23 protein-coding genes are annotated in these 21,463 nt (G+C 71.2%); 15 read left to right on the top strand and 8 right to left on the bottom strand.

The window, feature by feature from the left end; all coding sequences use genetic code 11:
* The first annotated feature begins 3 nt into the window (after positions 1 to 3).
* Complete coding sequence (gene fabI, locus ACFZDL_RS36920; protein WP_353595142.1) at positions 4 to 774, top strand: enoyl-ACP reductase FabI; 771 nt, start codon at positions 4 to 6, stop codon at positions 772 to 774.
* Positions 775 to 1,014: 240 nt separating this feature from the next.
* Entirely contained in the window at positions 1,015 to 1,338 is a 324-nt protein-coding gene (locus ACFZDL_RS36915) for a hypothetical protein (protein WP_353595143.1), read from the top strand.
* A gap of 21 nt (positions 1,339 to 1,359) precedes the next feature.
* Here ACFZDL_RS36915 and ACFZDL_RS36910 read toward each other — a convergent pair whose 3' ends face one another.
* Positions 1,360 to 2,058: a FadR/GntR family transcriptional regulator gene (locus ACFZDL_RS36910; RefSeq protein ID WP_353595144.1), complete on the bottom strand. Its 699-nt coding sequence runs from the start codon at positions 2,056 to 2,058 to the stop codon at positions 1,360 to 1,362.
* A 114-nt stretch (positions 2,059 to 2,172) separates the two neighbouring features.
* Between ACFZDL_RS36910 and ACFZDL_RS36905 the strand changes: the two genes are divergently transcribed.
* The 4 genes from ACFZDL_RS36905 to ACFZDL_RS36890 all read left to right on the top strand — a co-directional run bounded on the left by ACFZDL_RS36905 (position 2,173) and on the right by ACFZDL_RS36890 (position 4,778).
* Complete coding sequence (locus ACFZDL_RS36905; protein ID WP_353595146.1) at positions 2,173 to 3,477, top strand: MFS transporter; 1,305 nt, start codon at positions 2,173 to 2,175, stop codon at positions 3,475 to 3,477.
* A 72-nt stretch (positions 3,478 to 3,549) separates the two neighbouring features.
* Positions 3,550 to 3,666: an SGM_5486 family transporter-associated protein gene (locus ACFZDL_RS36900; RefSeq protein WP_014180754.1), complete on the top strand. Its 117-nt coding sequence runs from the start codon at positions 3,550 to 3,552 to the stop codon at positions 3,664 to 3,666.
* 229 nt (positions 3,667 to 3,895) lie between these two features.
* Positions 3,896 to 4,105 (top strand): hypothetical protein, encoded by a 210-nt coding sequence (locus tag ACFZDL_RS36895; protein ID WP_353595147.1) that lies wholly within the window; start codon positions 3,896 to 3,898, stop codon positions 4,103 to 4,105.
* Positions 4,106 to 4,259: 154 nt separating this feature from the next.
* Positions 4,260 to 4,778 carry a histidine phosphatase family protein gene (locus tag ACFZDL_RS36890; RefSeq protein ID WP_353595148.1) on the top strand — a complete coding sequence of 173 codons (519 nt, stop codon included), beginning with the start codon at positions 4,260 to 4,262 and terminating at the stop codon, positions 4,776 to 4,778.
* A 123-nt stretch (positions 4,779 to 4,901) separates the two neighbouring features.
* Here the strand turns inward: ACFZDL_RS36890 and serB are convergent, their stop codons facing one another.
* Positions 4,902 to 6,149: a phosphoserine phosphatase SerB gene (serB, locus tag ACFZDL_RS36885; RefSeq protein WP_353595149.1), complete on the bottom strand. Its 1,248-nt coding sequence runs from the start codon at positions 6,147 to 6,149 to the stop codon at positions 4,902 to 4,904.
* Positions 6,150 to 6,227: 78 nt separating this feature from the next.
* On the bottom strand, positions 6,228 to 7,709 hold the full coding sequence (locus ACFZDL_RS36880; protein WP_353595150.1) for a streptophobe family protein: 1,482 nt from the start codon (positions 7,707 to 7,709) through the stop codon (positions 6,228 to 6,230).
* A gap of 222 nt (positions 7,710 to 7,931) precedes the next feature.
* On the opposite strand from ACFZDL_RS36880, the gene ACFZDL_RS36875 reads away from it, so the two are divergent.
* The gene (locus ACFZDL_RS36875; RefSeq protein WP_353595151.1) at positions 7,932 to 10,574 is read left to right on the top strand and encodes an FHA domain-containing protein; all 2,643 of its coding nucleotides are present in this window, start codon (positions 7,932 to 7,934) and stop codon (positions 10,572 to 10,574) included.
* A gap of 91 nt (positions 10,575 to 10,665) precedes the next feature.
* Here ACFZDL_RS36875 and ACFZDL_RS36870 read toward each other — a convergent pair whose 3' ends face one another.
* Positions 10,666 to 11,457, bottom strand: coding sequence for a transglycosylase SLT domain-containing protein (locus ACFZDL_RS36870; protein ID WP_353595152.1), 792 nt, complete (start codon positions 11,455 to 11,457; stop codon positions 10,666 to 10,668).
* Between the two features lie 447 nt (positions 11,458 to 11,904).
* Between ACFZDL_RS36870 and ACFZDL_RS36865 the strand changes: the two genes are divergently transcribed.
* The 3 genes from ACFZDL_RS36865 (at position 11,905) to ACFZDL_RS36855 (ending at position 14,150) form a co-directional block, all read left to right on the top strand.
* Positions 11,905 to 13,062, top strand: coding sequence for a GAF domain-containing sensor histidine kinase (locus ACFZDL_RS36865; RefSeq protein ID WP_353595153.1), 1,158 nt, complete (start codon positions 11,905 to 11,907; stop codon positions 13,060 to 13,062).
* The gene (locus tag ACFZDL_RS36860) at positions 13,055 to 13,705 is read left to right on the top strand and encodes a response regulator transcription factor (protein ID WP_353595154.1); all 651 of its coding nucleotides are present in this window, start codon (positions 13,055 to 13,057) and stop codon (positions 13,703 to 13,705) included. Before ACFZDL_RS36865 ends, ACFZDL_RS36860 begins: the two co-directional genes overlap by 8 nt.
* 202 nt (positions 13,706 to 13,907) lie before the next feature.
* Positions 13,908 to 14,150 carry a chaplin gene (locus ACFZDL_RS36855; protein ID WP_353595155.1) on the top strand — a complete coding sequence of 81 codons (243 nt, stop codon included), beginning with the start codon at positions 13,908 to 13,910 and terminating at the stop codon, positions 14,148 to 14,150.
* A gap of 124 nt (positions 14,151 to 14,274) precedes the next feature.
* Here the strand turns inward: ACFZDL_RS36855 and ACFZDL_RS36850 are convergent, their stop codons facing one another.
* On the bottom strand, positions 14,275 to 15,078 hold the full coding sequence (locus tag ACFZDL_RS36850; protein WP_353595156.1) for a hypothetical protein: 804 nt from the start codon (positions 15,076 to 15,078) through the stop codon (positions 14,275 to 14,277).
* Between the two features lie 110 nt (positions 15,079 to 15,188).
* Here ACFZDL_RS36850 and ACFZDL_RS36845 point away from each other — a divergent pair, with 110 nt between their 5' ends.
* The 3 genes from ACFZDL_RS36845 (at position 15,189) to ACFZDL_RS36835 (ending at position 17,681) form a co-directional block, all read left to right on the top strand.
* Positions 15,189 to 15,980, top strand: a complete 792-nt coding sequence (locus tag ACFZDL_RS36845) for an ABC transporter ATP-binding protein (protein ID WP_353595158.1) — start codon at positions 15,189 to 15,191, stop codon at positions 15,978 to 15,980.
* 96 nt (positions 15,981 to 16,076) lie between these two features.
* Positions 16,077 to 16,502 (top strand): NfeD family protein, encoded by a 426-nt coding sequence (locus ACFZDL_RS36840; protein WP_353595159.1) that lies wholly within the window; start codon positions 16,077 to 16,079, stop codon positions 16,500 to 16,502.
* A gap of 222 nt (positions 16,503 to 16,724) precedes the next feature.
* The gene (locus ACFZDL_RS36835) at positions 16,725 to 17,681 is read left to right on the top strand and encodes an SPFH domain-containing protein (protein WP_353595160.1); all 957 of its coding nucleotides are present in this window, start codon (positions 16,725 to 16,727) and stop codon (positions 17,679 to 17,681) included.
* 110 nt (positions 17,682 to 17,791) lie between these two features.
* On the opposite strand, the gene ACFZDL_RS36830 is transcribed toward ACFZDL_RS36835, so the two are convergent.
* Positions 17,792 to 18,295: an HNH endonuclease gene (locus ACFZDL_RS36830; RefSeq protein WP_353595161.1), complete on the bottom strand. Its 504-nt coding sequence runs from the start codon at positions 18,293 to 18,295 to the stop codon at positions 17,792 to 17,794.
* Positions 18,296 to 18,468: 173 nt separating this feature from the next.
* Entirely contained in the window at positions 18,469 to 19,008 is a 540-nt protein-coding gene (locus ACFZDL_RS36825; protein ID WP_353595162.1) for a YbhB/YbcL family Raf kinase inhibitor-like protein, read from the bottom strand.
* Between the two features lie 84 nt (positions 19,009 to 19,092).
* Between ACFZDL_RS36825 and ACFZDL_RS36820 the strand changes: the two genes are divergently transcribed.
* Positions 19,093 to 19,431: a barstar family protein gene (locus ACFZDL_RS36820; protein WP_353595163.1), complete on the top strand. Its 339-nt coding sequence runs from the start codon at positions 19,093 to 19,095 to the stop codon at positions 19,429 to 19,431.
* A 114-nt stretch (positions 19,432 to 19,545) separates the two neighbouring features.
* Here ACFZDL_RS36820 and ACFZDL_RS36815 read toward each other — a convergent pair whose 3' ends face one another.
* A complete protein-coding gene (locus ACFZDL_RS36815) occupies positions 19,546 to 20,328 on the bottom strand; it encodes a sporulation protein (protein ID WP_353595164.1) in 783 nt (260 codons plus the stop codon).
* Positions 20,329 to 20,497: 169 nt separating this feature from the next.
* Between ACFZDL_RS36815 and ACFZDL_RS36810 the strand changes: the two genes are divergently transcribed.
* Positions 20,498 to 21,160 (top strand): DNA-3-methyladenine glycosylase, encoded by a 663-nt coding sequence (locus ACFZDL_RS36810; RefSeq protein WP_353595165.1) that lies wholly within the window; start codon positions 20,498 to 20,500, stop codon positions 21,158 to 21,160.
* Positions 21,161 to 21,463: the final 303 nt, after the last annotated feature.

The raw sequence follows: 21,463 nt of genomic DNA, 5'->3' as shown, positions 1-21,463 counted from the left end.
GTCATGAGTGGAATTCTCGCCGGTAAGCGCATCCTGGTCACGGGCGTCATCACCGAGGCGTCCATCGCCTTCCACGCCGCCAAGCTCGCCCAGGACGAGGGCGCCGAGGTCATCCTCACCGGCTTCGGCCGGGTCTCCCTCGTCGAGCGGATCGCCAAGCGGCTGCCCAAGCCCGCGCCGGTCATCGAGCTGGACGTGCAGAACCAGGAGCACCTGGACGGACTGGCCGACAAGGTCCGCGAGCACCTCGGCGAGGGTGTCGACCTGGACGGCGTGGTGCACTCCATCGCCTTCGGCCCGCAGGGCGCGTTCAACTTCCTGGAGGGCTCCTGGGAGGACGTGTCCACCGCCGTGCATGTCTCGGCGTACTCGCTCAAGGCGCTGACCATGGCCTGCCTGCCGGTCATGCCGCGGGGCGGCTCGATCGTCGGCCTGACCTTCGACGCCCAGTTCGCCTGGCCGAAGTACGACTGGATGGGTGTGGCCAAGGCGGCGCTGGAGTCCACCAGCCGCTACCTCGCCCGGGACCTGGGCGCGAAGAACATCCGCTGCAACCTGGTGTCCGCGGGCCCCATCAAGTCCATGGCCGCGAAGTCCATCCCGGGCTTCGAGGACCTGGCGACCGTGTGGGACAACCGCGCGCCCATCGGCTGGGACCTGAGCGACCCGGAGCCGGCCGGCCGTGGCGTCGTCGCCCTGCTGTCGGACTGGTTCCCGCGTACCACGGGCGAGATCGTGCACGTCGACGGCGGGGTGCACATGATGGGCGCCTGAGCCCGTCCGCACGCCTGCTCTGCCTTGTCTGGGCCCGCCGCCCCGGTTCCCGCGCTCCGCGGGGCCGGGGCGGCGGCCGCCCGGGCCCTGGGCGGCGGGGATTCGCCCGTTCGGGCCAGTGCGCCGAGCGGACCGGGCGTCGGCACGCGCACTGTGGAGTATCGGGTGCGGCGGCCCCGGCGCTGCGGCGGTTCGGCGCGGTCCAGAGCGCGGTCAGAGCACGGTCGAGGAGGTCCTGCCATGCGTACGTCCCGTTGCGTCGCGGCCGCAGTACTGGTCGGGGCCGTGGTCGGCTTCGTCGCCGTCGCCTCGAACTCGGCCGCCCAGGAGCGCCCCCGGCCGCGCGAGGCGGCGTGCAGCACCTGGGTGCGCGGCTCGCACGCCACGGCCAGCTGCTTCAACCCGAACCCGGACGTGGACCGGGTCCAGCTGCACGTCGAGTGCGCGCGCTGGTGGGACCCGGACATGGACGGGCGCTCCGTCGAGGTCGGCCCGGCCCAGCACGTACGGCTCGCTGACCGCTGCTGGAAGGAGATACGGAAGGCCTGGGTGAGCCACCGCTGAGCGGTGGGGCGGTGGCCGGTGTCAGCCGGCGGTTCCCGCGCCGCCCTTCCGGTCGGCGTACCGGCAGCTGAACGGGTGCGTGCTCGCCTCGGCCGCGGCCCGCTCCCCGTGCCCGGCCCGGATCGCCTCCACCAGCCGCGCGTGGTCCACATACGTCTCCGGCCGCAGCCCGCCCTCGACGTCCGCGTGCAGAAACTGCCGCACCACCCCGCCCAGATCGGCGTACAGCTCCTCCAGCACGTCGTTGTGCGAGGCCGCCACCACGGCCATGTGCAGCGTCGCGTCCGCCTCGACGAAGGCCTCGGCGTCCCCGGAGGCCCAGGCCCGCTCGCGCCGGTCCAGCAGCGCGTCGATCTGCTTGAGGTCCTGCTCGGTACGGCGCTCCGCGGCGAGCCAGGCCGCCTTCGTCTCCAGGGCGCTGCGCAACTCGGCGACGTGCAGCGGGTCGGCGTCCGCGAAGCGGCGGTGCATCACCCCGGCCAGCTCGCTGGTCGCCAGCACATAGGTGCCCGAGCCCTGCCGGATGTCCAGCAGTCCGTTGTGCGCGAGCGCGCGCACCGCCTCGCGCACGGTGTTGCGGGCCACGCCCAGCTGCTCGACCAGCTCGGGCTCGGTGGGGATCCGGGATCCCACCGGCCACTCGCCCGAGGTGATCTGGGCGCGCAGCTGGGCGATCACCTGGTCGGCGAGCGCGGAACGCCGGGGCGAGGTCAGCGGCATGACTCTCCTGTGCCTGGGCCGGGGAAGCGGGTGCTCCCATGATGCCGTTCGGCCGTCATCGGGTGGCTGCAAACCACTGGACAGCCATTCATCCCATCATTCTATGATGGCCGCATGGCCGACCAGGATCTCGCGACTCCCGACACCGCCGTCCCGATACGGCGGCCAAGCGCTCCGGAGCCCGCCGCCGCCCGCTGGCGGCGGCGCCTTGTCGTCCTCGGCCTGGTCCTCGCCGCGGTCAACCTCCGCCCCACCGTCACCAGCCTCGGCCCGCTCCTGGAAGAGGCGCGGACCGACCTGGGCATGAGCGGCACCGTCGCCGGGCTGCTCACCTCGATGCCTGCGGCCTGCTTCGCCCTCTTCGGCATCGCCGCGCCCCGGCTGGCCCGCCGCTGGGGGCCGGGCGCCGTCGTCTGCGCCGGGCTCGCCGCCGTCACCGCGGGCCTGGCCGTACGCCCCCTGATGGGCGGGACCGCCGCCTTCCTCGCCGCCAGCGCCCTCGCGCTCGCCGGGATCGCGGTGGGCAACGTCCTCATGCCGGTGATCGTCAAGCGCTGGTTCCCCGACCGGGTGGGGCCCATGACCGGCGCGTACTCGATGGCCCTGTCGCTGGGTGGCGCGGGCGCGGCCGCCGTCACGGTCCCCATGACCGACGCCCTGGGCGGCAGCTGGAGGGTCGGGCTCGGGGCGTGGGCGGTGCTCGCGGCCGTCGCCGTGCTGCCCTGGCTGGTGCTCGCCCGCGACCGTACGGGCGGGGCCGTGGCCTGGGGGGCGGCTCCCGCCCCCGACTCCGGCCCTGACTCCGGCCCTGGACCTGGCCCTGACTCCGCCCCCACCCGTACCAGGATCACCAAGAGCCCCACGGCCTGGGCCCTGGCCGTCTTCTTCGGCCTCCAGGCCACCGGCGCCTACATCACCATGGGCTGGATGTCGCAGGTCTTCCGGGACGCCGGGGTCTCCGCCTCCACCGCCGGGCTGCTGCTCGCGGTCACCATGGTGATGGGCGTGCCGCTGGCCTTCGTCCTGCCGTCGGTGGCGGCCAGGCTGCCCAGCCAGGGCCCGCTGGTGGTGATCCTGGGGGCCTTCGGGCTCAGCGGATACGCCGGGCTGTGGCTCGCCCCGGCCCAGGGCGCCTGGGTGTGGGCGGTGCTGCTCGGCGTCTCCAACTGCGCCTTCCCGCTCGCCCTGACCATGATCGGCATGCGGGCCAGGACCGCGGGGGGCGTGGTGCGGCTGTCCGCCTTCGCCCAGAGCACCGGCTATCTGCTGTCCATCCCCGGGCCGCTGCTGGTCGGCGCGCTCTACCAGCACAGCGGCGGCTGGGACCTGCCCATCGCGCTGATGGCCGGGCTGATGCTGCCGCAGATCGCCGCCGGTCTGCTGGCGGGGCGCGACCGCGCCGTCGAGGACGAGATCTGAGCGGCCCCGGCACGCCCTCGCGAACCGCGGGGCGGTGCCGGGGCGGCGGCGGGGCGGTGGGACACTGGGGCCATGCCAGTGCTCGACGAAAACCCGCCGAACGGCCAGAAGAAGCTGCTCATCATCCTGGGCGTGATGCTGGGCATCACCGTGATCATCGGTGTGGTCGCGACCATCGCCTCGCCCTGAGGGGGTTCGCCCTGAGGGGGTTCGCCCTGAGGGGGTTCGCCCTGAGGGGGTAGCTGTCCCCACCATCCCTTAGGGGGCCAGGGTCAGGGGTAACTGGGTGGTTCACCGGATGGGACCGGCCCCCGGCGCTCCGTAGATTCGAGGTGTCGGAAAGCGAAGGCGGGGGCCGAGGCGCGGCGCCCGCCGTCGGCCGCTCGTCACCCACCCCTCGCGCCCCGGAGGCGATCCCATGTCCGCGCGTATCCACCCCCGGCCCGCCGACCCCGCCGGACGCCGTCCGGACAGCCGGCTGCCGTGGTGGGCCCTCGCGCTCCCGGCCCTGGCCTTCGCGGCCCTGCTGCTGCTCGTGGGCTCTCCGGACGCGCACGCCGCCGACGACTCCGGGACGCTCTCGCAGCTCTTCGGGCTGGTACGGGGAGCTTTCACGCTTCAGCCGTGACCCCTCGCCTCGGTGGTGGCCGTGTGCCCCGGCCTCACTCACCTGAGGACCCGTGTGCCTCCTCATCCCAGGATCCCCGTGCTTACTCACCTGAGGACGAGGTCCGCTCCAACACCCTGCGCCGGGCCCCCGTTTTCATGCGAAGCTGGGACACATGAGCGTCGATGTGCCCCGCAGGATCGTCCTTCTCCGACACGCCAAGGCCGACTGGCCCCAGGTATCCGACCACGAACGGCCGCTCGCGGAGCGTGGCCGCCAAGACGCCCCGCTCGCCGGACACCGGCTCGTCGAGGCCGGGATCGCCCCCGAACTCACTCTCTGCTCGACGGCCGTCCGCACCCGGGAGACCTGGAAGCTCGTGGTGCACGAGTTGCCGCAGCGGCCGAAGACCGTCTACGAGGAGCGGCTGTACGAGGCCTCGCTGGGCGAGCTGCTCGCTCTGCTCAACGAGACGCCCGACGATGTGAGCGACCTGCTGGTGGTGGGCCACAACCCCGGGATGCACGCCCTGGCGGACGCGCTCGCGGGCGAGGCGGAGGAGGGCACGCGCGAGCGCATGGCCCGCAGCGGGTTTCCGACCGCCGCCCTCGCGGTGGTGACCTTCAGCGGCTCGTGGAAGTCGGTGGAGCACGGCGTCGGCCGCCTCAGCGAGTTCTGGGCGCCCCACGAGTGATCACGACCTGCCGGGCCCGGACGGCCTTGCCGCCCGGGCCCGGCCCCGTACGGGTGACGCCTTCGCCCGGCGTACGGTGACGCGTTTACCCGGCGTACGGTGACGCCGTTGCTCGGCGGTCGCTCAGCCGTCAGCGGTGTCCGACGCGGTGTCCGCCGCCTCCACCTCTTCGCGGGTGATCCCCAGCAGATACAGCACGGTGTCCAGGAACGGCACGTTCACCGCGGTGTGCGCGGCCTCCCGCACCACCGGCTTGGCGTTGAAGGCGACCCCGAGCCCGGCCGCGTTGAGCATGTCCAGGTCATTGGCCCCGTCCCCGATCGCGACGGTCTGCACCAGCGGCACCCCGGCCTCGGCCGCGAAGCGCCGCAGCAGCCGCGCCTTGCCCGCGCGGTCCACGACCTCCCCGACCACGCGCCCGGTCAGCTTGCCGTCCACGACCTCCAGGGTGTTGGCGGAGGCGAAGTCGAGGCCCAGCCGCTCCTTGAGGTCGTCGGTCACCTGAGTGAAGCCGCCGGAGACCACGCCCACCTGGTAGCCGAGGCGCTTGAGCGTGCGGATCAGCGTCCGGGCACCGGGCGTGAGCCGCACTTCCGCGCGCACCTTCTCCACCACGGACTCGTCGATCCCCGCCAGCAGCGCGACCCGCGCGTGCAGCGACTGCTCGAAGTCCAGCTCACCACGCATCGCCCGGGCCGTGACCTCGGCGACCTCCGCCTCGCACCCCGCGTGCGCCGCGAAGAGCTCGATCACCTCGTCCTGGATCAGGGTGGAGTCCACGTCCATGACCACCAGGCGCTGCGCCCGCCGCTGCAGACCCGAGGCCACCACGGCCACGTCCACGCCGATCCCGGCGGCCTCGGTGACCAGCGCGGTGCGCAACGCGCTCGTCTCGGCGCCGGACACCTCGAACTCCACGGCCGTCACCGGATACTTCGCCAGCCGGAAGATCCGGTCGATGTTGCCGCCGCTGCCGGTGATGCTGGCCGCGATGCGCGCCGTGGACTCGGCGGTCAGCGGATGACCCAATACGGTGACATGGGACCGGCCCGTGCCACGGGGGCGGTTGTCGCCCCGCCCGGAGATGATCTCGGCCTGCAGCCGCATCGACTCGGCCCAGCTGTGCACGGTCGCCCGCAGATCGCCTTCCGAGGTCCAGCCGCCCGTGGGAGAGCTCACCAACACGCACAGCACGATGCGGCCTCGGGTGACCACCTGCTCTATGTCGACTATGTTCACGCCGTAGGCGGCGAGGGTGTCGCAGAGGCCGGCGGTGATGCCGGGGCGGTCCTTGCCGAAGATCTTGACGAGGAGGGTGCGGACATCGTCGCCAGGGGCGGCGGTGGCAGGGGGAATCTGCGATGTGCTCATGGTCTTCCCACCGTATCCGGCCACTCGGGGCGATCGCGCGGCAGTCCGCGCTACGGACGGCTGTGCGGTACAAAACGTTCATTTCGCTGTAGCCGGGCCGTCATCCGGCGTTGAGCTGCCATCCGGCGTTGAGCGATCATCCGGCAGCGAGCCGTCATCCGGTGCCGAGCCGAGCGCGAAGCGGGACGCCCGCGCGCCCGCGGCCCCCGTCGCCCATGCCGCCAGCGCCCCGGCGGCCCCCGCCAGCGCGCCCCACCCGGCGCCCAGCCCCCACGCCGCCGCTCCGCCGCCGTGCAGCTCCACCCCGGCGCCGAAGGCGTCGAAGCCCAGCACGGACAGGCTCGCCCCGGCCGACACCGCGGTCAGCCGGCACAGCAGTGGCAGCGCGAGCGCCGTGACGATCCCCAGCCACAGCGCACACCGCCCCACGAACCCCGCCCTGCGGGCCCGGCCGACGGGCGTACGGACCGCGGTCAGCACCCCGGCGGCCAGGACCATCAGCACACAGCCGACCATCAGCAGCCACACCCGCCCGTCCAGCTCCGCGAGGCGCGCGACCGTGATCGGCTTCTCCTCCGCGCCGGGCTGCTGCGAGCCCAGCAACTTGTCGAGCGGATCGGGCAGCACCCGCACCAGCGCCCCGCTCGCCCGGCCGCGCCAGGGCACGAACAGCCCCAGCGGCACCCCGAGCCACACCCCGTTCGGCGCGCCGAGCAGCGCCGCCCCGAGGACCAGGCGGGGATGGTCGTCGCCGATCGCCGCGTACAGCGCCGCCGCGAGCCCCGCCCCGACCGCGAGTACCAGCACCCCGCACAGCGCGGAGGCGGCCGGCCGGACGGTGCGATGCGCCGCCTCCAGACCGCGCGGCACCGGCGCGCGGCGCACGACGAGCAGCGCGATGAGCAGCACCGCGACGACCCAGACCGCGCCGCCCAGCACCGAACGCCCCGGCTCGACGGTGAACCCGACCGCCGCCTTGGCGTCGATGAGCCGCTCGATCCGGTCCGGCAGCAGCCCGCTGCCGATGTCCGCGATATCGCCCAGTTCGCCGGGGAGTTTCTCGAGCAGCCCGCCCCGCTGCTGCTGCGGCGTGCCCGTCAGGCCGAGCGTCGAGGCGTCGATTGTGACGGTATCGTTGCCCACCCAGGTGAGCCCGGCGAGCACCAGCAGAAAGAGCAGGACGACCGCGCCCGCCCGCACGGCCAGTTCGGCCCGGCCGATCACCGCGCCCGCCCCGCGCAGCGACCGTACGAACAGCCACCCCAGCAGCAGCGCGCCCACCAGGCTGATGCCCAGTGGCGCGATATCGACGGCCGAATGGGCCTGGGCACCCGTCAGCCCGAACGCCTTCACATCCCCGGACGGAGTGACGGAGCCGCCGACCGCGAGCACCACCGCGGCCGCCGTCATGGGGCCGAGCGCGCCCGCGCCGTCCGCGCCGACCAGGTGCAGCCCGAGCGCGGCGACGCCCGCCATGGCCAGGAACGCCCAGCTCACCGTGGCCACCGTCGAGAGCAGCACCTCCGCCGGGCGCGCCCGCCCGCTGCCGCTCGCGCTCATGGCGTCGGTCCCCCCGATCGGTATGAGTTGCCCGGATGATTCATGATCTGCCCCATCCAGGGGCCATTACCACCTTCCGGGGGCCTTTCGGGCGAGTCAACTCCGTCCGCGCGCGGCGTTTCAATGCCCGACTTCCGGTTCGGCGACTGAGCCTGAAATAGTTCCTCACGATGTTCGCCATCCCTAGACTCCCCGTGCAGGGGGTCCATCGGGGGACAAGTAGTGGGGCGTGGAGTGCCGGAACTCGTACTGGAATTGAACGGACAGACCTGGACACTTGATCCATCCAGGTCATACAGCCTCGGACGCGATCCGCAGGGCGACATGGTGCTGGACGACGCCAGAGTGTCCTGGCGCCACGCCACCGTGCGCTGGGGTGGGCGCAGTTGGGTCATCGAGGACCACGGCAGCACCAACGGCACTTATGTGCAGGGCCAACGCGTCCAGCAGATGGAGATCGGCCCCGGCTCGACCGTCCATCTGGGGAACGCGACGGACGGACCCCGGCTGATCCTCTCCGGAGGCGGAGCGGGCGCGGGCAGCGCACCAGGGGTCGCCGCGGGCGCCTACAGCGCACCGTCGGCGATGGGCGCGCCGCAGGCCCCACACCAGCAGCCCCCGTATCAGCAGCCCGCCGCCCCCGCCTGGCCCCAGGCCGGACAGCAGCCGCAGCCCCAGCCCCAGGGCTGGCCGCAGCCGCAGGGCGGACCGCAGCAGATGCCCCCGCAGCAGCCCTTCGTGCCGCAGCAGCAGGCCCCTCACCAGCAGGCCCCGCAGGCACACGCCCCGCAAGCGCACCCCCAGCAGCAGGTCCCGCAGGCACACGCCCCGCAGCAGAACCCGCCGGCCCAGGGCGGCGACCGCAGCCCGACCACCTTCCACCAGCTGGCCATCGGCCGGGTGATGCGCATCGGCCGTGCGCTGGAGAACGAGCTGGTCGTCTCCGACCTGCAGGTCTCCCGCCACCACGCGGAGTTCCGCGCCCTGCCCGACGGCCGGTTCGAGATCCGGGACCTCGGCAGCCACAACGGCACGTACGTCAACGGTCAGCCGGTCCGCCAGCAGATCATCGGCCCGAACGACATCGTCGGCGTCGGCCACTCCACCTTCCGGCTCGTCGGCGACCGCCTCGAGGAGTTCGTCGACACCGGTGCGGTGTCCTTCTCGGCCCGCCACCTGACGGTCACGGTCGACGGCGGCAAGCAGATCCTCAAGGACGTCTCCTTCGGCGTCCCCGAGAAGTCCCTCGTCGCGGTCATCGGCCCCTCAGGATCCGGTAAGTCCACGCTGCTCAAGGCGCTCACCGGCTACCGCCCGGCCAACCAGGGCGATGTCCTCTACGACAACCGGAACCTCTACAAGCAGTTCGCCGAGCTGCGCCAGCGCATCGGCCTGGTCCCGCAGGACGACATCCTCCACAAGGAGCTGTCCGTCCGGAAGGCGCTGCGCTACGCCGCCAAGCTCCGGTTCCCCGGCGACACCGCCGAGGCCGAGCGCGAGGCCCGGATCGGCGAGGTGCTGCGCGAGCTCAAGCTGGACATACACGCCGACAAGAAGGTCACCTCCCTCTCCGGTGGTCAGCGCAAGCGCGTCTCCGTCGCGCTGGAGCTGCTCACCAAGCCCTCGCTGATCTTCCTGGACGAGCCGACCTCCGGCCTCGACCCGGGCATGGACCGCGATGTGATGCAGCTGCTGCGCGGTCTGGCCGACGACGGCCGTACGGTGCTGGTGGTCACCCACTCCGTGGCCGAGCTGGCGCTCTGCGACAAGCTGCTGGTCATGGCCCCGGGCGGCTCGGTCGCCTACTTCGGCCCGCCGGAGGAGGCGCTCAACTTCTTCGGGTACGAGACCTGGGCGGATGTCTTCTCCGCCTTCGAGAACTACCGCGACTACGACTGGGCCGGCCGCTGGCGCGGTTCGCAGCACTACCAGATGTATGCCGCGGACCTCGACGCCGTCGCGCCGCAGTCCGTACACGTCCAGCCGCCCCCGGCGCGCATGCAGAAGCCGCAGAGCTGGGGCTCCCAGCTGTGGACGCTGATGCGCCGCTATGTCTCGGTGATCGCCTCGGACAAGGGCTTCATGGGGCTGATGGTGATCCTGCCCGCCGTCCTCGGCGCGGTGAGCATCGTCATCCCGTCAGACTTCGGCCTCAACAAGGCGCCCAAGGGCCAGTTCAACCAGGACGCGGGCACGATCACACTGATCCTCGTGGTCGGCATGTGCTTCTCCGGCGCGGCCAACTCCGTACGAGAACTGATCAAGGAGCGGGTGATCTACGAACGGGAACGGGCGGTCGGCCTGTCCCGCTCGGCCTATCTGATGTCGAAGGTGATCGTGCTCGGCGTGATCACCGCCTTCCAGGCCGTGATCATCTGCGCCATCGGCTTCTCGACCCGCGAGCTGCCGGAAGAGGGCCTGATCATGCCCCCGGCCATCGAGCTCTGCGTGGCCATCATCGCGATCGGCTTCACCTCGATGATGGTCGGCCTGGTGATCTCCTCGCTGGTGAAGACCGCCGAGAAGACCATGCCGCTGCTGGTCATGTTCGCCATCGTCCAGGTCGTCTTCACCGGCATCCTGTTCAAGATCTACGGATCGCCTGGCATCGAGCAGTTCGCCTATCTGATGCCGTCCCGCTGGGCGGTCGGCGCGGCCGGAGCGACCCTGGACCTCGGCCCCGGCCCCGGCCACACGATGGCGCCCTGGGACCGCAAGAAGCCCAATGACACCGACCCGCTGTGGGAGCACGCCACGTCGCAGTGGGGCATCGACATCGTGGTGCTGCTCGCGCTCGGCATCATCTGCGCCTTCGTGGTCGCACGGCTGCTGCGCCGCCACGAGCCGGAGGTCATGCGCAAGTAGCGAAGGGCCTCGTGCCCGGAACGCCGAAGGGCGGCGGCACCCTCTCCGTGCGAGGGGTGCCGCCGCCCTTCGGCGTCAGGCGTTCTACGGCTCAGTACGGGCCGTTGACGTTGTCCATCGAGCCGTACCGGTGCCACGCGTAGTTGCACGCGGCGGTGATGTTGGCGACCGGGTCGTAGATGTCCCAGGAGGTGCCCTCGACGTGGTAGGCCTTGAAGGTCGGGTCTATGACCTGGAGCAGGCCCTTGGAGGGAATGCCGTTCTGCGCGTTGATGTCCCACAGGTTGATGGCGCGCGGGTTACCGCTCGACTCCCGCATGAGGTTCCGGTAGATCCCGTTGTAGCTGCCCGGGATGCCCTTCTCCTTCATGACGGCGAGCGATGCCTTGATCCAGCCGTCCACGTTGTTCGCGTAGACCGGCTTGCGCGCGGCGGCGCGGCTCGCGGCCTCCTTGGCGGCCCGCTCCTTGTCCGCCTTCTCCTTGGCGGCCTTCTCCTCGGCGGCCTTCTTGGCGGCGGCTTCCTCGGCCGCCTTCTTCTTCGCCGCTTCCTCGGCGGCCTTCTTGGCGGCGGCCTCCTCAGCGGCCTTCTTCTTCGCCGCCTCCTCGGCCGCCTTCTTCTTCGCGGCCTCCTCCTTCGCCTGCTGCGTGGCGAGCTCGGACTGGTGGACGAGGCTCTCGTGCTGGGCCTCGTGGTCGACGACCTGCTTGCTCCAGGCGACGGGTTTGGCGGGCAGTTCCTTGACGGCGGTCGTCTGGGCGTCGGACTGGCCCGGGACGACTGCGAAGGCGAGGGCGGCGGCGCCCGCGGCGGCGATGCCTGCGGCGGAGAACTTGTGCGTCTTGTTCAGGCGACTGTAACCGGGAATGCGGGGTACGGGCATGGCGGACTAAACCTCTTCCAATCGCTCGAGTCGCAGGCCAAATCGGCGCTTGGGAGCGCCGTGCTCTGATCTACGGCGCCGTGCGACTGGGAAATTCTTAGCGCCCGCAAAATGTTGTGGCAAAGGTGTGACATACGACCCTGCTTAGTGGACACCTGGGCGGCTCCCACCTGTGCGAGCGGCCGTCTTCCCCGCTCACGACTGCTTTAAAACGTCCACTATTCGTGGTCGTACGTGATTCAGGTCCTGTGTCAGGGGTCACAGCACAGAGGCTTTCGTATCGCGTGATGTGCCTGAGCAAATACATACTGTGGTCGCCATTCCGGATCATCGCGACGCGCCGTTGCCAAGCGATTCCCTCCCCCCTGAGGACTAGGACCTAGGTCCCGGGGAGCGGCGCCGACCGGCCGATATGCCCGGGTCGCGCCCGCCGGTACGGTGTCGGTCATGACAAAGGGACGCGGTGCCGGGGCCGGGGCGGGCCTGGCGAATGTGAGTGGTGCGCTCCTCGCCATGAGCAGGCACCTGGAGGTCCGCGATGTCCTAAAGACGATCGTTGTGTCCGCTCGTGAGCTGCTTGATGCGGAGTATGCGGCACTGGGGGTTCCGGACGACCACGGGGGTTTTGCCCAGTTCGTAGTAGATGGGGTCAGTGACGAGCAGTGGAAGGCCATCGGCCCGCTGCCCCGCCAGCACGGAATCCTGGCCGCGATGCTTCATGACGCCACGCCGCAACGGCTGGCCGATGTGCGCCAGGATCCGCGTTTTGAGGGCTGGCCTGATGAACACCCCGAAATGTCCGATTTTATCGGACTTCCCATTGCTGATGGCGATGAAGTGCTCGGCGCGCTCTTCCTCGCCAACAAGCGCTGCCCCAAGCCGAGCGGAAGCTGCGGATTCACCACCGAGGACGAGGAGCTGCTGGCCATCCTCGCCCAGCACGCCGCGATCGCCCTCACCAACGCCCGGCTCTACGAGCGCAGCCGCGAGCTCACCATCGCCGGAGAGCGCGCCCGGCTCGCCCATGAGCTGCACGACGCCGTCTCCCAGAAGCTGTTCTCCCTGCGGCTCACCGCCCAGGCCGCCACCGCGCTGGTGGACCGCGACCCCGCCCGGGCCAAGGGCGAGCTGCAGCAGATAGCCGCCCTCGCCGCCGAGGCGGCCGACGAGCTGCGCTCCGCCGTCGTCGAGCTGCGCCCGGCCGCCCTCGACGAGGACGGCCTCGTCGCCACTCTGCGCACCCAGATACGGGTCCTCGACCGCGCCCACACCGCCTGCGTCACCTTCGCCGCCCACGGCGTCCGCGCGCTGCCCGCGGCCCAGGAGGAGGCCCTGCTGCGGGTGGCGCAGGAAGCCCTGCACAACGCCCTGCGCCACGCGGACGCCGGCCGGGTCGAGGTCACCCTGGCCCGCCACGGCCAGGGCGCCCTGCTGCGCGTCACCGACGACGGCGCGGGCTTCGACCCCTCGGCCGTCCGCCGGGCGGGGCGCCACCTCGGCCTGGTCTCGATGCGCGACCGGGCCGGCGGCGTGGGTGGCCGTCTGACCGTGGAGTCGGCGCCCGGAAAGGGCACCGTGATCGAAATGGAGGTGCCCGGTGGCTGAGCCGACCCGTGGGATCAGGGTGTTGCTCGTGGACGACCACCAGGTGGTGCGGCGCGGGCTGCGGACCTTCCTGGAGGTCCAGGACGACATCGAGGTGGTGGGGGAGGCGGCCGACGGCGAGGAGGGCGTGGCCCGCGCCGAGGAGCTGCGGCCCGACGTCATCCTGATGGACGTGAAGATGCCCGGCACCGACGGCGTCGAGGCGCTGCGCCGGCTGCGCGGCCTCGACAACCCCGCCCGGGTGCTGGTCGTCACCAGCTTCACCGAGCAGCGCACGGTCGTCCCCGCCCTGCGAGCCGGGGCGGCGGGATACGTCTACAAGGACGTGGACCCCGATGCCCTCGCGGGCGCGATCAGGTCCGTCCACGCCGGGCATGTGCTGCTGCAGCCCGAGGTGGCCCTGGCGCTGCTCTCGCAGGAGGAGGCGGGCGGCGGCCAGGGGCGGGGCGGCTCGCTCACCGAGCGGGAGCGCGAGGTGCTGGCGCTGATCGCGGACGGCCGGTCCAACCGGGAGATCGCCCGCGCGCTGATCCTGTCCGAAAAGACCGTGAAGACCCATGTGTCCAACATCCTTATGAAGCTGGACCTCGCCGACCGGACGCAGGCGGCGCTGTGGGCCGTACGCCATGGCATCGGGGCGTAGGGCGGACGCGGGACGAGGTGAATTGCCCGGATTGTCGCACTAGGCGGCGATCTGTTGGTGATACGGAAGTGCGGTCCGCCGAACCGAGATTCATACCGTCGGGTGTATGTCACCCGGACAGCGCAACCCGGCCCGCCCCGCGCCGTTTTCCATGGCGGCTGCGGCGGCCTGCCGCAGTGTTGCGCTAGAAGGGTCTTACCAAGTGAAGAACATCAAGAAGTTCGCGGCCGTCACCATCGCGGCGGGTGGCCTCGCCGTCGCGGGTGCCGGCGCCGCCTCCGCCCACGGCCCCCAGGCTCAGGGCCAGGCCGTGAACTCCCCGGGCATCGTCGCCGGCAACGAGGCCCAGGTGCCGGTGTTCGTCCCGGTCAACGTCTGCGGCAACACCGTTCGTGTGATCGGTGTGATGAACCAGACCTTCGGCACCCCCTGCGGCAACCGCTGAGCATTCCCCCTCGCACCACCCCACCACCCCGGCGGCCCCGGCCGCCGGGGTGGTGTGCCGACAGGCCCTGTGCCGGCAGATCCTGTGCCGACGGGCCCTGTTCCGCGGGTCCCGCCGGCAGGCCTCAGAACCCGCCCCGCTCCAGCTCCTCCACATACGCGTTGTACGCCGCCACCTGCGCCCGCCGCGCCGTGCGCTCCACCGGCCGCAGCGCCTCCGCCCGCGCCGCGATCTCCGACGCGCTCACCGCCGCGCCGTGATCCCCGGCGCCCGCGCCCGGCCCGTGTGCGATCCCGATCAGCGCACCCACCCGCTGGGCCAGCTCCAACACGCGCAGCGCCCGCGGCGGATAGCCCGGGGCGAGCACTTCGCGCCCCCGCCCGGCCCGCGCCCGGTACGCCTCCAGGGCCGCCTGCGCGGCCGGCCCCGCCCCCGCGACATTCAGCCGCGACAGCACCTCGGTGGCCTCCCGCAGCGCCTCCGCCAGCTCCCGCTCGGCCTCGCCCAGCGACGGCACATCGGCCGGCGGCGCCTCCCGCACCGGCAGACAGCGCCACACCACCTCGCTGTGCACATCGCCCTCGGGCCCCGCCTCGAACACCTCCGGCACCAGGCCCACGGCGACCCCCGTCACGATCACCGCCTCGCCCGCGTCCAGCGCCCGCGCGTTGAACTCGGGGGGACCGCTCAGCCCCAGCGGATGGCCCGCCACGGGCAGCGCCACCCGCAGCCCCTTGGCCCCCAGCGCCCGCAGCCGCCCGAGCGCGAGCGTCAGCCCGACCTGGGCGGTCTCTCCCGGCAGATCGGCCACGCGGTGCGAAGCGTCGTCGGCCGCGATGCGATGCGCGGCCTCGTCCGGAGAGACAAGTCCGGCGAGAAGGGCATTTCCCCAGGCGGCAAGGCGCCCTGAGCGCGGTTCATCGAGCATGGCCCCAGCCTAAGGACTGGCGCTGACAATACGTGGCGTAGGTTTTCCCCTGGGGGCTGCGCCTACAGGCGCACGCGATACTCGAGACTGCAATGGGAGACAACGCGCTCATGAGCGATGTTCTGGAGCTGGTGGACGTATCCGTGGTCCGCGATGGTCGGGCTCTGGTGGACGAGGTCTCCTGGTCGATCAAAGAGGGAGAGCGCTGGGTGATCCTCGGCCCCAACGGCGCCGGCAAGACCACCCTGCTCAACGTGGCCTCCAGCTACCTCTTCCCGAGCACCGGGACCGTCCGGATCCTCGGCGAGAAGCTCGGCGCGGTCGACGTCTTCGAACTGCGCCCCCGCATCGGCATGGCCGGCATCGCCATGGCCGACAAGCTCCCCCGCCGCCAGACCGTGCTCCAGACCGTGCTCACCGCCGCGTACGGCATGACCGCCCACTGGCACGAGGACTACGAAGCCGTCGACGAGCAGCGCGCCCGCGCCTTCCTGGACCGCCTGGGCATGACCGACCACCTCGAGCGGAAGTTCGGCACCCTCTCCGAGGGCGAGCGCAAGCGCACCCTCATCGCCCGGGCCATGATGACCGACCCCGAGCTGCTGCTCCTCGACGAGCCCGCGGCCGGCCTTGACCTCGGCGGCCGCGAGGACCTGGTGCGCCGCCTGGGCCGGCTCGCCCGCGACCCGCTCGCCCCCTCGATGATCATGGTGACCCACCATGTGGAGGAGATCGCCCCCGGCTTCACCCACGTCCTGATGATCCGCCAGGGCAAGGTGCTGGCCGCCGGCCCGGTCGAGACCGAGCTGACTTCCCGCAACCTCTCGCACTGCTTCGGACTCCCGCTGGTCGTGGAGCGCAACGGCGACCGCTGGACGGCCCAGGGCCTGCCGCTGAGCTGACCTCCGCCCGTTCGACCCGGCTCGCGCCCCGCCAGGCGCTCCCGGGGGTGATCCGCGCTCTGTTCCCGGGCACACCCCGAGAACTACCATGACCTCGTGGATCCTTGGGTGTGGTGGCTGATCGCCGCCGTAGGGCTGGGCATTCCGCTCGTGGTGACCGCGATGCCGGAATTCGGCATGGTCGCCGTCGGCGCTGTCGCCGCCGCGATCACCGACGCGCTCGGCGGCGGTGCCGTGTTCCAGGTCGTGGTCTTCTCCGTGGTCTCCGTCGCGCTGGTCGCCGCCGTGCGGCCGATCGCGGTGCGCAGCCGCTCCCAGCGGCCCGGGCTGGCCAGCGGGGTGGAGGCGTTGAAGGGCCGCCAAGCCGTCGTCCTGGAGCGGGTCGACGAGACCGGCGGCGGGCGCATCAAACTCGCGGGCGAGGTCTGGTCGGCCCGCGCGCTCGACCCCGACCAGGCCTATGAACCGGGCCAGCAGGTCGACGTCGTGGACATCGACGGTGCCACGGCTGTGGTCATGTGAACCATCGAGGTCATGTGAACCACCGAGCCGTCATACGCGGATATGAGCCGGGTACCAGCCCCAGGCCGCCCGGCTGCCAACTGGCCCTCAGATCTGACAGACTCGAGTCGAGATCGACATCGCTATCGAGATCATCCAGATCACCGAGATGGCCCTCGAGATCGACGACCAGACCTGATCATCCCGATCAACCGGAAGCATGAAGGGCACGGGGAAGCCGCTGTGGAACCGATCATCATCGTCCTGATCATCCTGGTGGTGCTCGTCTTCATCGCACTCATCAAGACGATCCAGGTCATCCCGCAGGCGAGCGCCGCCATCGTCGAGCGCTTCGGCCGCTACACCCGCACCCTCAACGCGGGCCTCAACATCGTCGTGCCGTTCATCGACTCGATCCGCAACCGCGTCGACCTGCGTGAGCAGGTCGTGCCGTTCCCGCCGCAGCCGGTGATCACCCAGGACAACCTGGTCGTGAACATCGACACCGTCATCTACTACCAGGTGACCGACGCCCGCGCCGCCACCTACGAGGTCGCCAGCTACATCCAGGCGATCGAGCAGCTGACCGTCACCACCCTGCGGAACATCATCGGCGGCATGGACCTTGAGCGCACCCTGACCTCCCGCGAGGAGATCAACGCGGCGCTGCGCGGCGTGCTCGACGAGGCCACCGGCAAGTGGGGCATCCGCGTCAACCGCGTCGAGCTCAAGGCGATCGAGCCGCCGACCTCCATCCAGGACTCGATGGAGAAGCAGATGCGCGCCGACCGTGACAAGCGCGCCGCGATCCTCCAGGCCGAAGGTGTCCGGCAGTCCGAGATCCTGCGCGCCGAGGGCGAGAAGCAGTCCGCGATCCTGCGGGCCGAAGGTGAGTCCAGGGCGGCCGCGCTGCGCGCCGAGGGCGAGGCCCAGGCGATCCGCACGGTCTTCGAGTCCATCCACGCCGGAGACCCGGACCAGAAACTGCTCTCGTACCAGTATCTCCAGATGCTGCCGAAGATCGCCGAGGGCGACGCCAACAAGCTCTGGATCGTGCCCAGCGAGATCGGCGACGCCCTCAAGGGACTCGGCGGGGCCATGGGCAACTTCGGCCCGATGACGGGCGGCAACGGTGGCGGCGCCCCGGCCGCCACCGGCAAGGAGGCCGCCCCGCGCCGGGAGCAGCCCAGGATCGACTGACACCCGGGCCCTGACACATACGAACCCCCCGCGCACTTCGCAGGCGCGGGGGGTTCGTACGTGTCAGGGCCCGGGGGAAGCCGGACGCAAGCAAGTGCGGCGGTCAGGGCTCAGGCGGGCAGCGCCAGCCACTCCGGCAGGCCCTCGCGCTCCGCCACCCCCAGCGCCAGCAGCAGCGCGTCCGAGGGCGTCGGCTCGAACGGCGCGCTCAGCAGCCGCATCCCGGCCTGCTCCGGAGTCCGGTCCGCCTTGCGGTGGTTGTCCTCCGCACAGGAGGCCACCGTATTGAGCCAGGTGTCCCCACCCCCGTGCGACCGCGGCACCACGTGGTCCACGGTCGTCGCCCTGCGGCCGCAGTAGGCGCACCGGTGCCGGTCCCGGACCAGCACCCCGCGCCGCGACCACGGAGCGCGTCTTCGGAACGGCACGCGTACGTACCGGCACAGCCGGATCACCAGCGGCACGGGCAGATCGACATCCGCGGCCCGCACCCGCAGTCCGGGGTGGGCGTGTTCGATGACGGCCTTGTTCTGCAGGACCAGCACCACCGCACGGCGCAGCGACACCGCCGACAGCGGCTCGAAGCTCGCGTTGAGAACCAGCGTCTCGCGCATCCCGACCACCTCCGCATCCGGCCAATCCCGGCCCGCGCGGACGGGCGGGCCGGGATACATCTTTGGCCGGGAGCGAGGCCGAGGACAACGCAATTTAGGCCCGGTAAAAGGCCTGTACGCGCCTGTACGCAACGCACACCGGGTCGTTCGGGGCGGAGACGGGGAAGGGAGTGTCAGCCGGCGGCCGGGTTCTCGTACTCGCCGATCAGCTGGGCGCGCGCCAGCGTGTGGAAGCGCAGATTGAAGCCGACGACCGCGGGCGAGGCGTCGGCGTCCGGGCCCAGCTTCTCCGTGTCCACCGCGTAGACGGTGAACACATAGCGGTGCGAACCGTCCCCGGGCGGCGGCGCGGCCCCGCCGAAGTCGCGCGAGCCGTAGTCGTTCCGGGCGTGCACCGCACCCTCGGGCAGCCCCTTGAAACTGCCGCTGCCCGCACCGGCCGGCAACTCGGTCACCTCCGCCGGGATGTCGAACAACACCCAGTGCCAGAACCCGCTGCCCGTCGGCGCGTCCGGGTCGTAGCAGGTGACGGCGAAGCTCTTCGTCTCCGCGGGGAAGCCCTCCCAGCGCAGCTGCGGCGAGGTGTTCCCCTCCGCGTACACCTGGGCGGACGTGAGCGTGCCCCCGGGTTCGACGTCATCGCTCACCACGGTGAACGACGGCACCGGCGGATGGAAGTCGTGGGGGAGCGGGCGCCGGTTCTGCTCGGACACGTCGAAACCTCCTGCTGCTCGCGCTGGTCGTATCGGCGGCCAGCCTAACGAGACCGCGGCCGCGCGGGCTGACACCATGCCCCCATGACCGGACCGACGCCCACGCCCCCGCCCGGCCCCGGCCGGCACACCGCAACCCTGCGCCTGGACGGGGTGCGGGACAAGGCCGGCTTCCTCGACCGCTGCGCCCGGGACCTCGCGTTCCCCGCGTGGTTCGGCCGAAACTGGGACGCGCTCGGCGACTGCCTGCGAGACCTGTCCTGGTGGGGCCGGCCCGAGGAGGGCTTCGAACTGCGCGTCCACGGCTGGGAGGCCTTCCGTACGGCCGCCCCCGAGACCGCGGCGACGGCAGCCGAGGTGTTCGCCGAGGCCACCGGCCACTGGGCCGGCCGCGGAACTCCGCTGACCGTGCGGTACGAGTGACAGCACGCGGGGCGCGCACCGAGGGAACACGATGCACGCCCCGCGTGAGAGCCGAAGCGGTCAGGGCCCTGCGGCGGCCGGATCGCCGATCCGGGGGGCCAGGCCCTGCGGCGATCAGAACCAGTTGCGCTTGCCGCCCACCTCGGCGAGCCACTGGTTCAAGTACGCGGCCCAGTCGGTGTCCTGGTAGGACCCGAGGTTGACGGTGAAGGCCCGGTACGAGTCACCGCCCTCGGAGAACAGACCCGGCTTCTTGTCCATCTCCAGGACGACGTCCATCTCGCGGTCGTCCGCCACAAAGCTCAGCTCGACCTGGTTGAGCCCGCGGTACTGCTGCGGCGCGTAGAACTCGATCTCCTGGTAGAAGGGCAGCCGCTGCCGCGTCCCGCGGATGTGGCCGCGCTCCAGGTCGGCGCTCTTGAACCGGAAGCCGAGCTGACCGAAGGCGTCGAGAATGGCCTGCTGGGCGGGGATCGGGTGCACGTTCACCGGGTCCAGGTCACCGGAGTCCACGGCGCGCGCGATCTGCAGCTCCGTCGTCACACCCACGTTCATCCCGGTCAGGTGCTGACCCAGGAACATCGTGATGGGCGTCTCCCAGGGGATCTCAAGCCCGAACTGCACCGCGTGCACCGCCCCGGGCTGCACCTCGAAAGCGCCGCCCAGCTGCTGCCTGGTGAACTCGACGTCCTGCTTGTACTCCTGGTCGTTGCTCTCGACCTCGACCCGCGCCTGCAGACCGACCGACAGCCCCTCGATCTGCTGCGCCACCGAGCCGCCCTGGATCCGGACCTCGCCCTGGACGACGCCACCCGGAACGACGTTCTCCTCCGTCAGCACCGTCTCCACCGAAGCGCCACCGGCACCCAAACTCGCGAGCAGCTTCTTGAAGCCCATGTTCTCCCTCTCAAGGACGCGCCTGCGTCTTGTTCTGATCGCACGACGACCACTGTTGAACCCTAGGAACGCGGAACGGCGAGGAGCGGTTCCGTGTTGGCCCACCCTGTCAGCGGACCGGCTCCACTCCAACCACCTGTACATATCGCTTGCACTACGCTCGGGCCGTGTGATCGCAACCCCCGACCGTACGCCGCTGACCCGCCGGTTCTTCGACCGCCCCGTCCTGGAAGTGGCCCCCGATCTCCTGGGGCGCACCCTCGTCCGCCGGACACCGGACGGACCGGTCGAGGTGCGTCTGACCGAAGTGGAGGCGTACGCGGGCCTGGCCGATCCCGGATCGCACGCCTACCGAGGCCGCACCGAGCGCAACGCCGTGATGTTCGGGCCCCCGGGTCATGCGTATGTCTACTTCACCTACGGCATGTGGCACTGCATGAACCTGGTGTGCGGCCCGGAGGGCTCGCCCAGCGGGGTGCTGCTGCGGGCGGGGGAGATCCTGAGCGGCCACGAGTGGGCCCACAAGCTCCGCCCCACCGCCCGTAACGACCGCGAACTGGCCAAGGGACCGGCGCGCCTCGCCACAGCCCTCGGCATCGACCGCCGGCTGAACGGCATCGACGTCTGCGCCGGCGCGCAGTCCCCGATGGCGATACTCACCGGCGCCCCCGCCCCGGCCGACCAGGTGCTCAGCGGTCCGCGCACCGGCGTCGGAGGCGAGGGCGCAACTCACCCATGGCGCTTTTGGATCGACGGCGACCCGACGGTCAGCCCGTACCGCGCGCACGCCCCTCGCCGCCGGAAGTCCGACGCGCCGTCAGACCGAACTTGACTCCGGGCACCTCGCCGCCTAACGTAGCCCGAGCCGCTTGAGACGGGCAGCGCTGTCGATACGACCACGGTCGGGCCACAGCACCCCCGGTACGCGGGCGGCAAACCACTACCGATGATCCCCGAACAGGGTCTTTTTCTGCTGTGCGGAAATTCGATCCGAAGGGCTCGATTAGGAGCCGGCCGGGAAATCAGCTAAAGTAGTGAACACACCGAAGGGAAGCGCCCGGAGAAACCGGTGAAACGGTTTCGAAGGAAGCGTCCGTTCCTTGAGAACTCAACAGCGTGCCAAAAGTCAACGCCA

This window comes from Streptomyces sp. NPDC007917, from assembly GCF_042959105.1.
GTDB lineage: Bacteria > Actinomycetota > Actinomycetes > Streptomycetales > Streptomycetaceae > Streptomyces.
This window is presented reverse-complemented; position numbering and strand designations above follow the sequence as displayed.

Bases quoted from the DNA above. Each gene is read 5' to 3' on its own strand.
- fabI (WP_353595142.1), top strand. From the start codon at position 4: ATGAGTGGAATTCTCGCCGGTAAGCGCATCCTGGTCACGGGCGTCATC.
- ACFZDL_RS36915 (WP_353595143.1), top strand. From the start codon at position 1,015: ATGCGTACGTCCCGTTGCGTCGCGGCCGCAGTACTGGTCGGGGCCGTG.
- ACFZDL_RS36910 (WP_353595144.1), bottom strand. From the start codon at position 2,058: ATGCCGCTGACCTCGCCCCGGCGTTCCGCGCTCGCCGACCAGGTGATC.
- ACFZDL_RS36905 (WP_353595146.1), top strand. From the start codon at position 2,173: ATGGCCGACCAGGATCTCGCGACTCCCGACACCGCCGTCCCGATACGG.
- ACFZDL_RS36900 (WP_014180754.1), top strand. From the start codon at position 3,550: ATGCCAGTGCTCGACGAAAACCCGCCGAACGGCCAGAAGAAGCTGCTC.
- ACFZDL_RS36895 (WP_353595147.1), top strand. From the start codon at position 3,896: ATGTCCGCGCGTATCCACCCCCGGCCCGCCGACCCCGCCGGACGCCGT.
- ACFZDL_RS36890 (WP_353595148.1), top strand. From the start codon at position 4,260: ATGAGCGTCGATGTGCCCCGCAGGATCGTCCTTCTCCGACACGCCAAG.
- serB (WP_353595149.1), bottom strand. From the start codon at position 6,149: ATGAGCACATCGCAGATTCCCCCTGCCACCGCCGCCCCTGGCGACGAT.
- ACFZDL_RS36880 (WP_353595150.1), bottom strand. From the start codon at position 7,709: ATGAGCGCGAGCGGCAGCGGGCGGGCGCGCCCGGCGGAGGTGCTGCTC.
- ACFZDL_RS36870 (WP_353595152.1), bottom strand. From the start codon at position 11,457: ATGCCCGTACCCCGCATTCCCGGTTACAGTCGCCTGAACAAGACGCAC.
- ACFZDL_RS36865 (WP_353595153.1), top strand. From the start codon at position 11,905: ATGACAAAGGGACGCGGTGCCGGGGCCGGGGCGGGCCTGGCGAATGTG.
- ACFZDL_RS36850 (WP_353595156.1), bottom strand. From the start codon at position 15,078: ATGCTCGATGAACCGCGCTCAGGGCGCCTTGCCGCCTGGGGAAATGCC.
- ACFZDL_RS36845 (WP_353595158.1), top strand. From the start codon at position 15,189: ATGAGCGATGTTCTGGAGCTGGTGGACGTATCCGTGGTCCGCGATGGT.
- ACFZDL_RS36830 (WP_353595161.1), bottom strand. From the start codon at position 18,295: ATGCGCGAGACGCTGGTTCTCAACGCGAGCTTCGAGCCGCTGTCGGCG.
- ACFZDL_RS36820 (WP_353595163.1), top strand. From the start codon at position 19,093: ATGACCGGACCGACGCCCACGCCCCCGCCCGGCCCCGGCCGGCACACC.
- ACFZDL_RS36815 (WP_353595164.1), bottom strand. From the start codon at position 20,328: ATGGGCTTCAAGAAGCTGCTCGCGAGTTTGGGTGCCGGTGGCGCTTCG.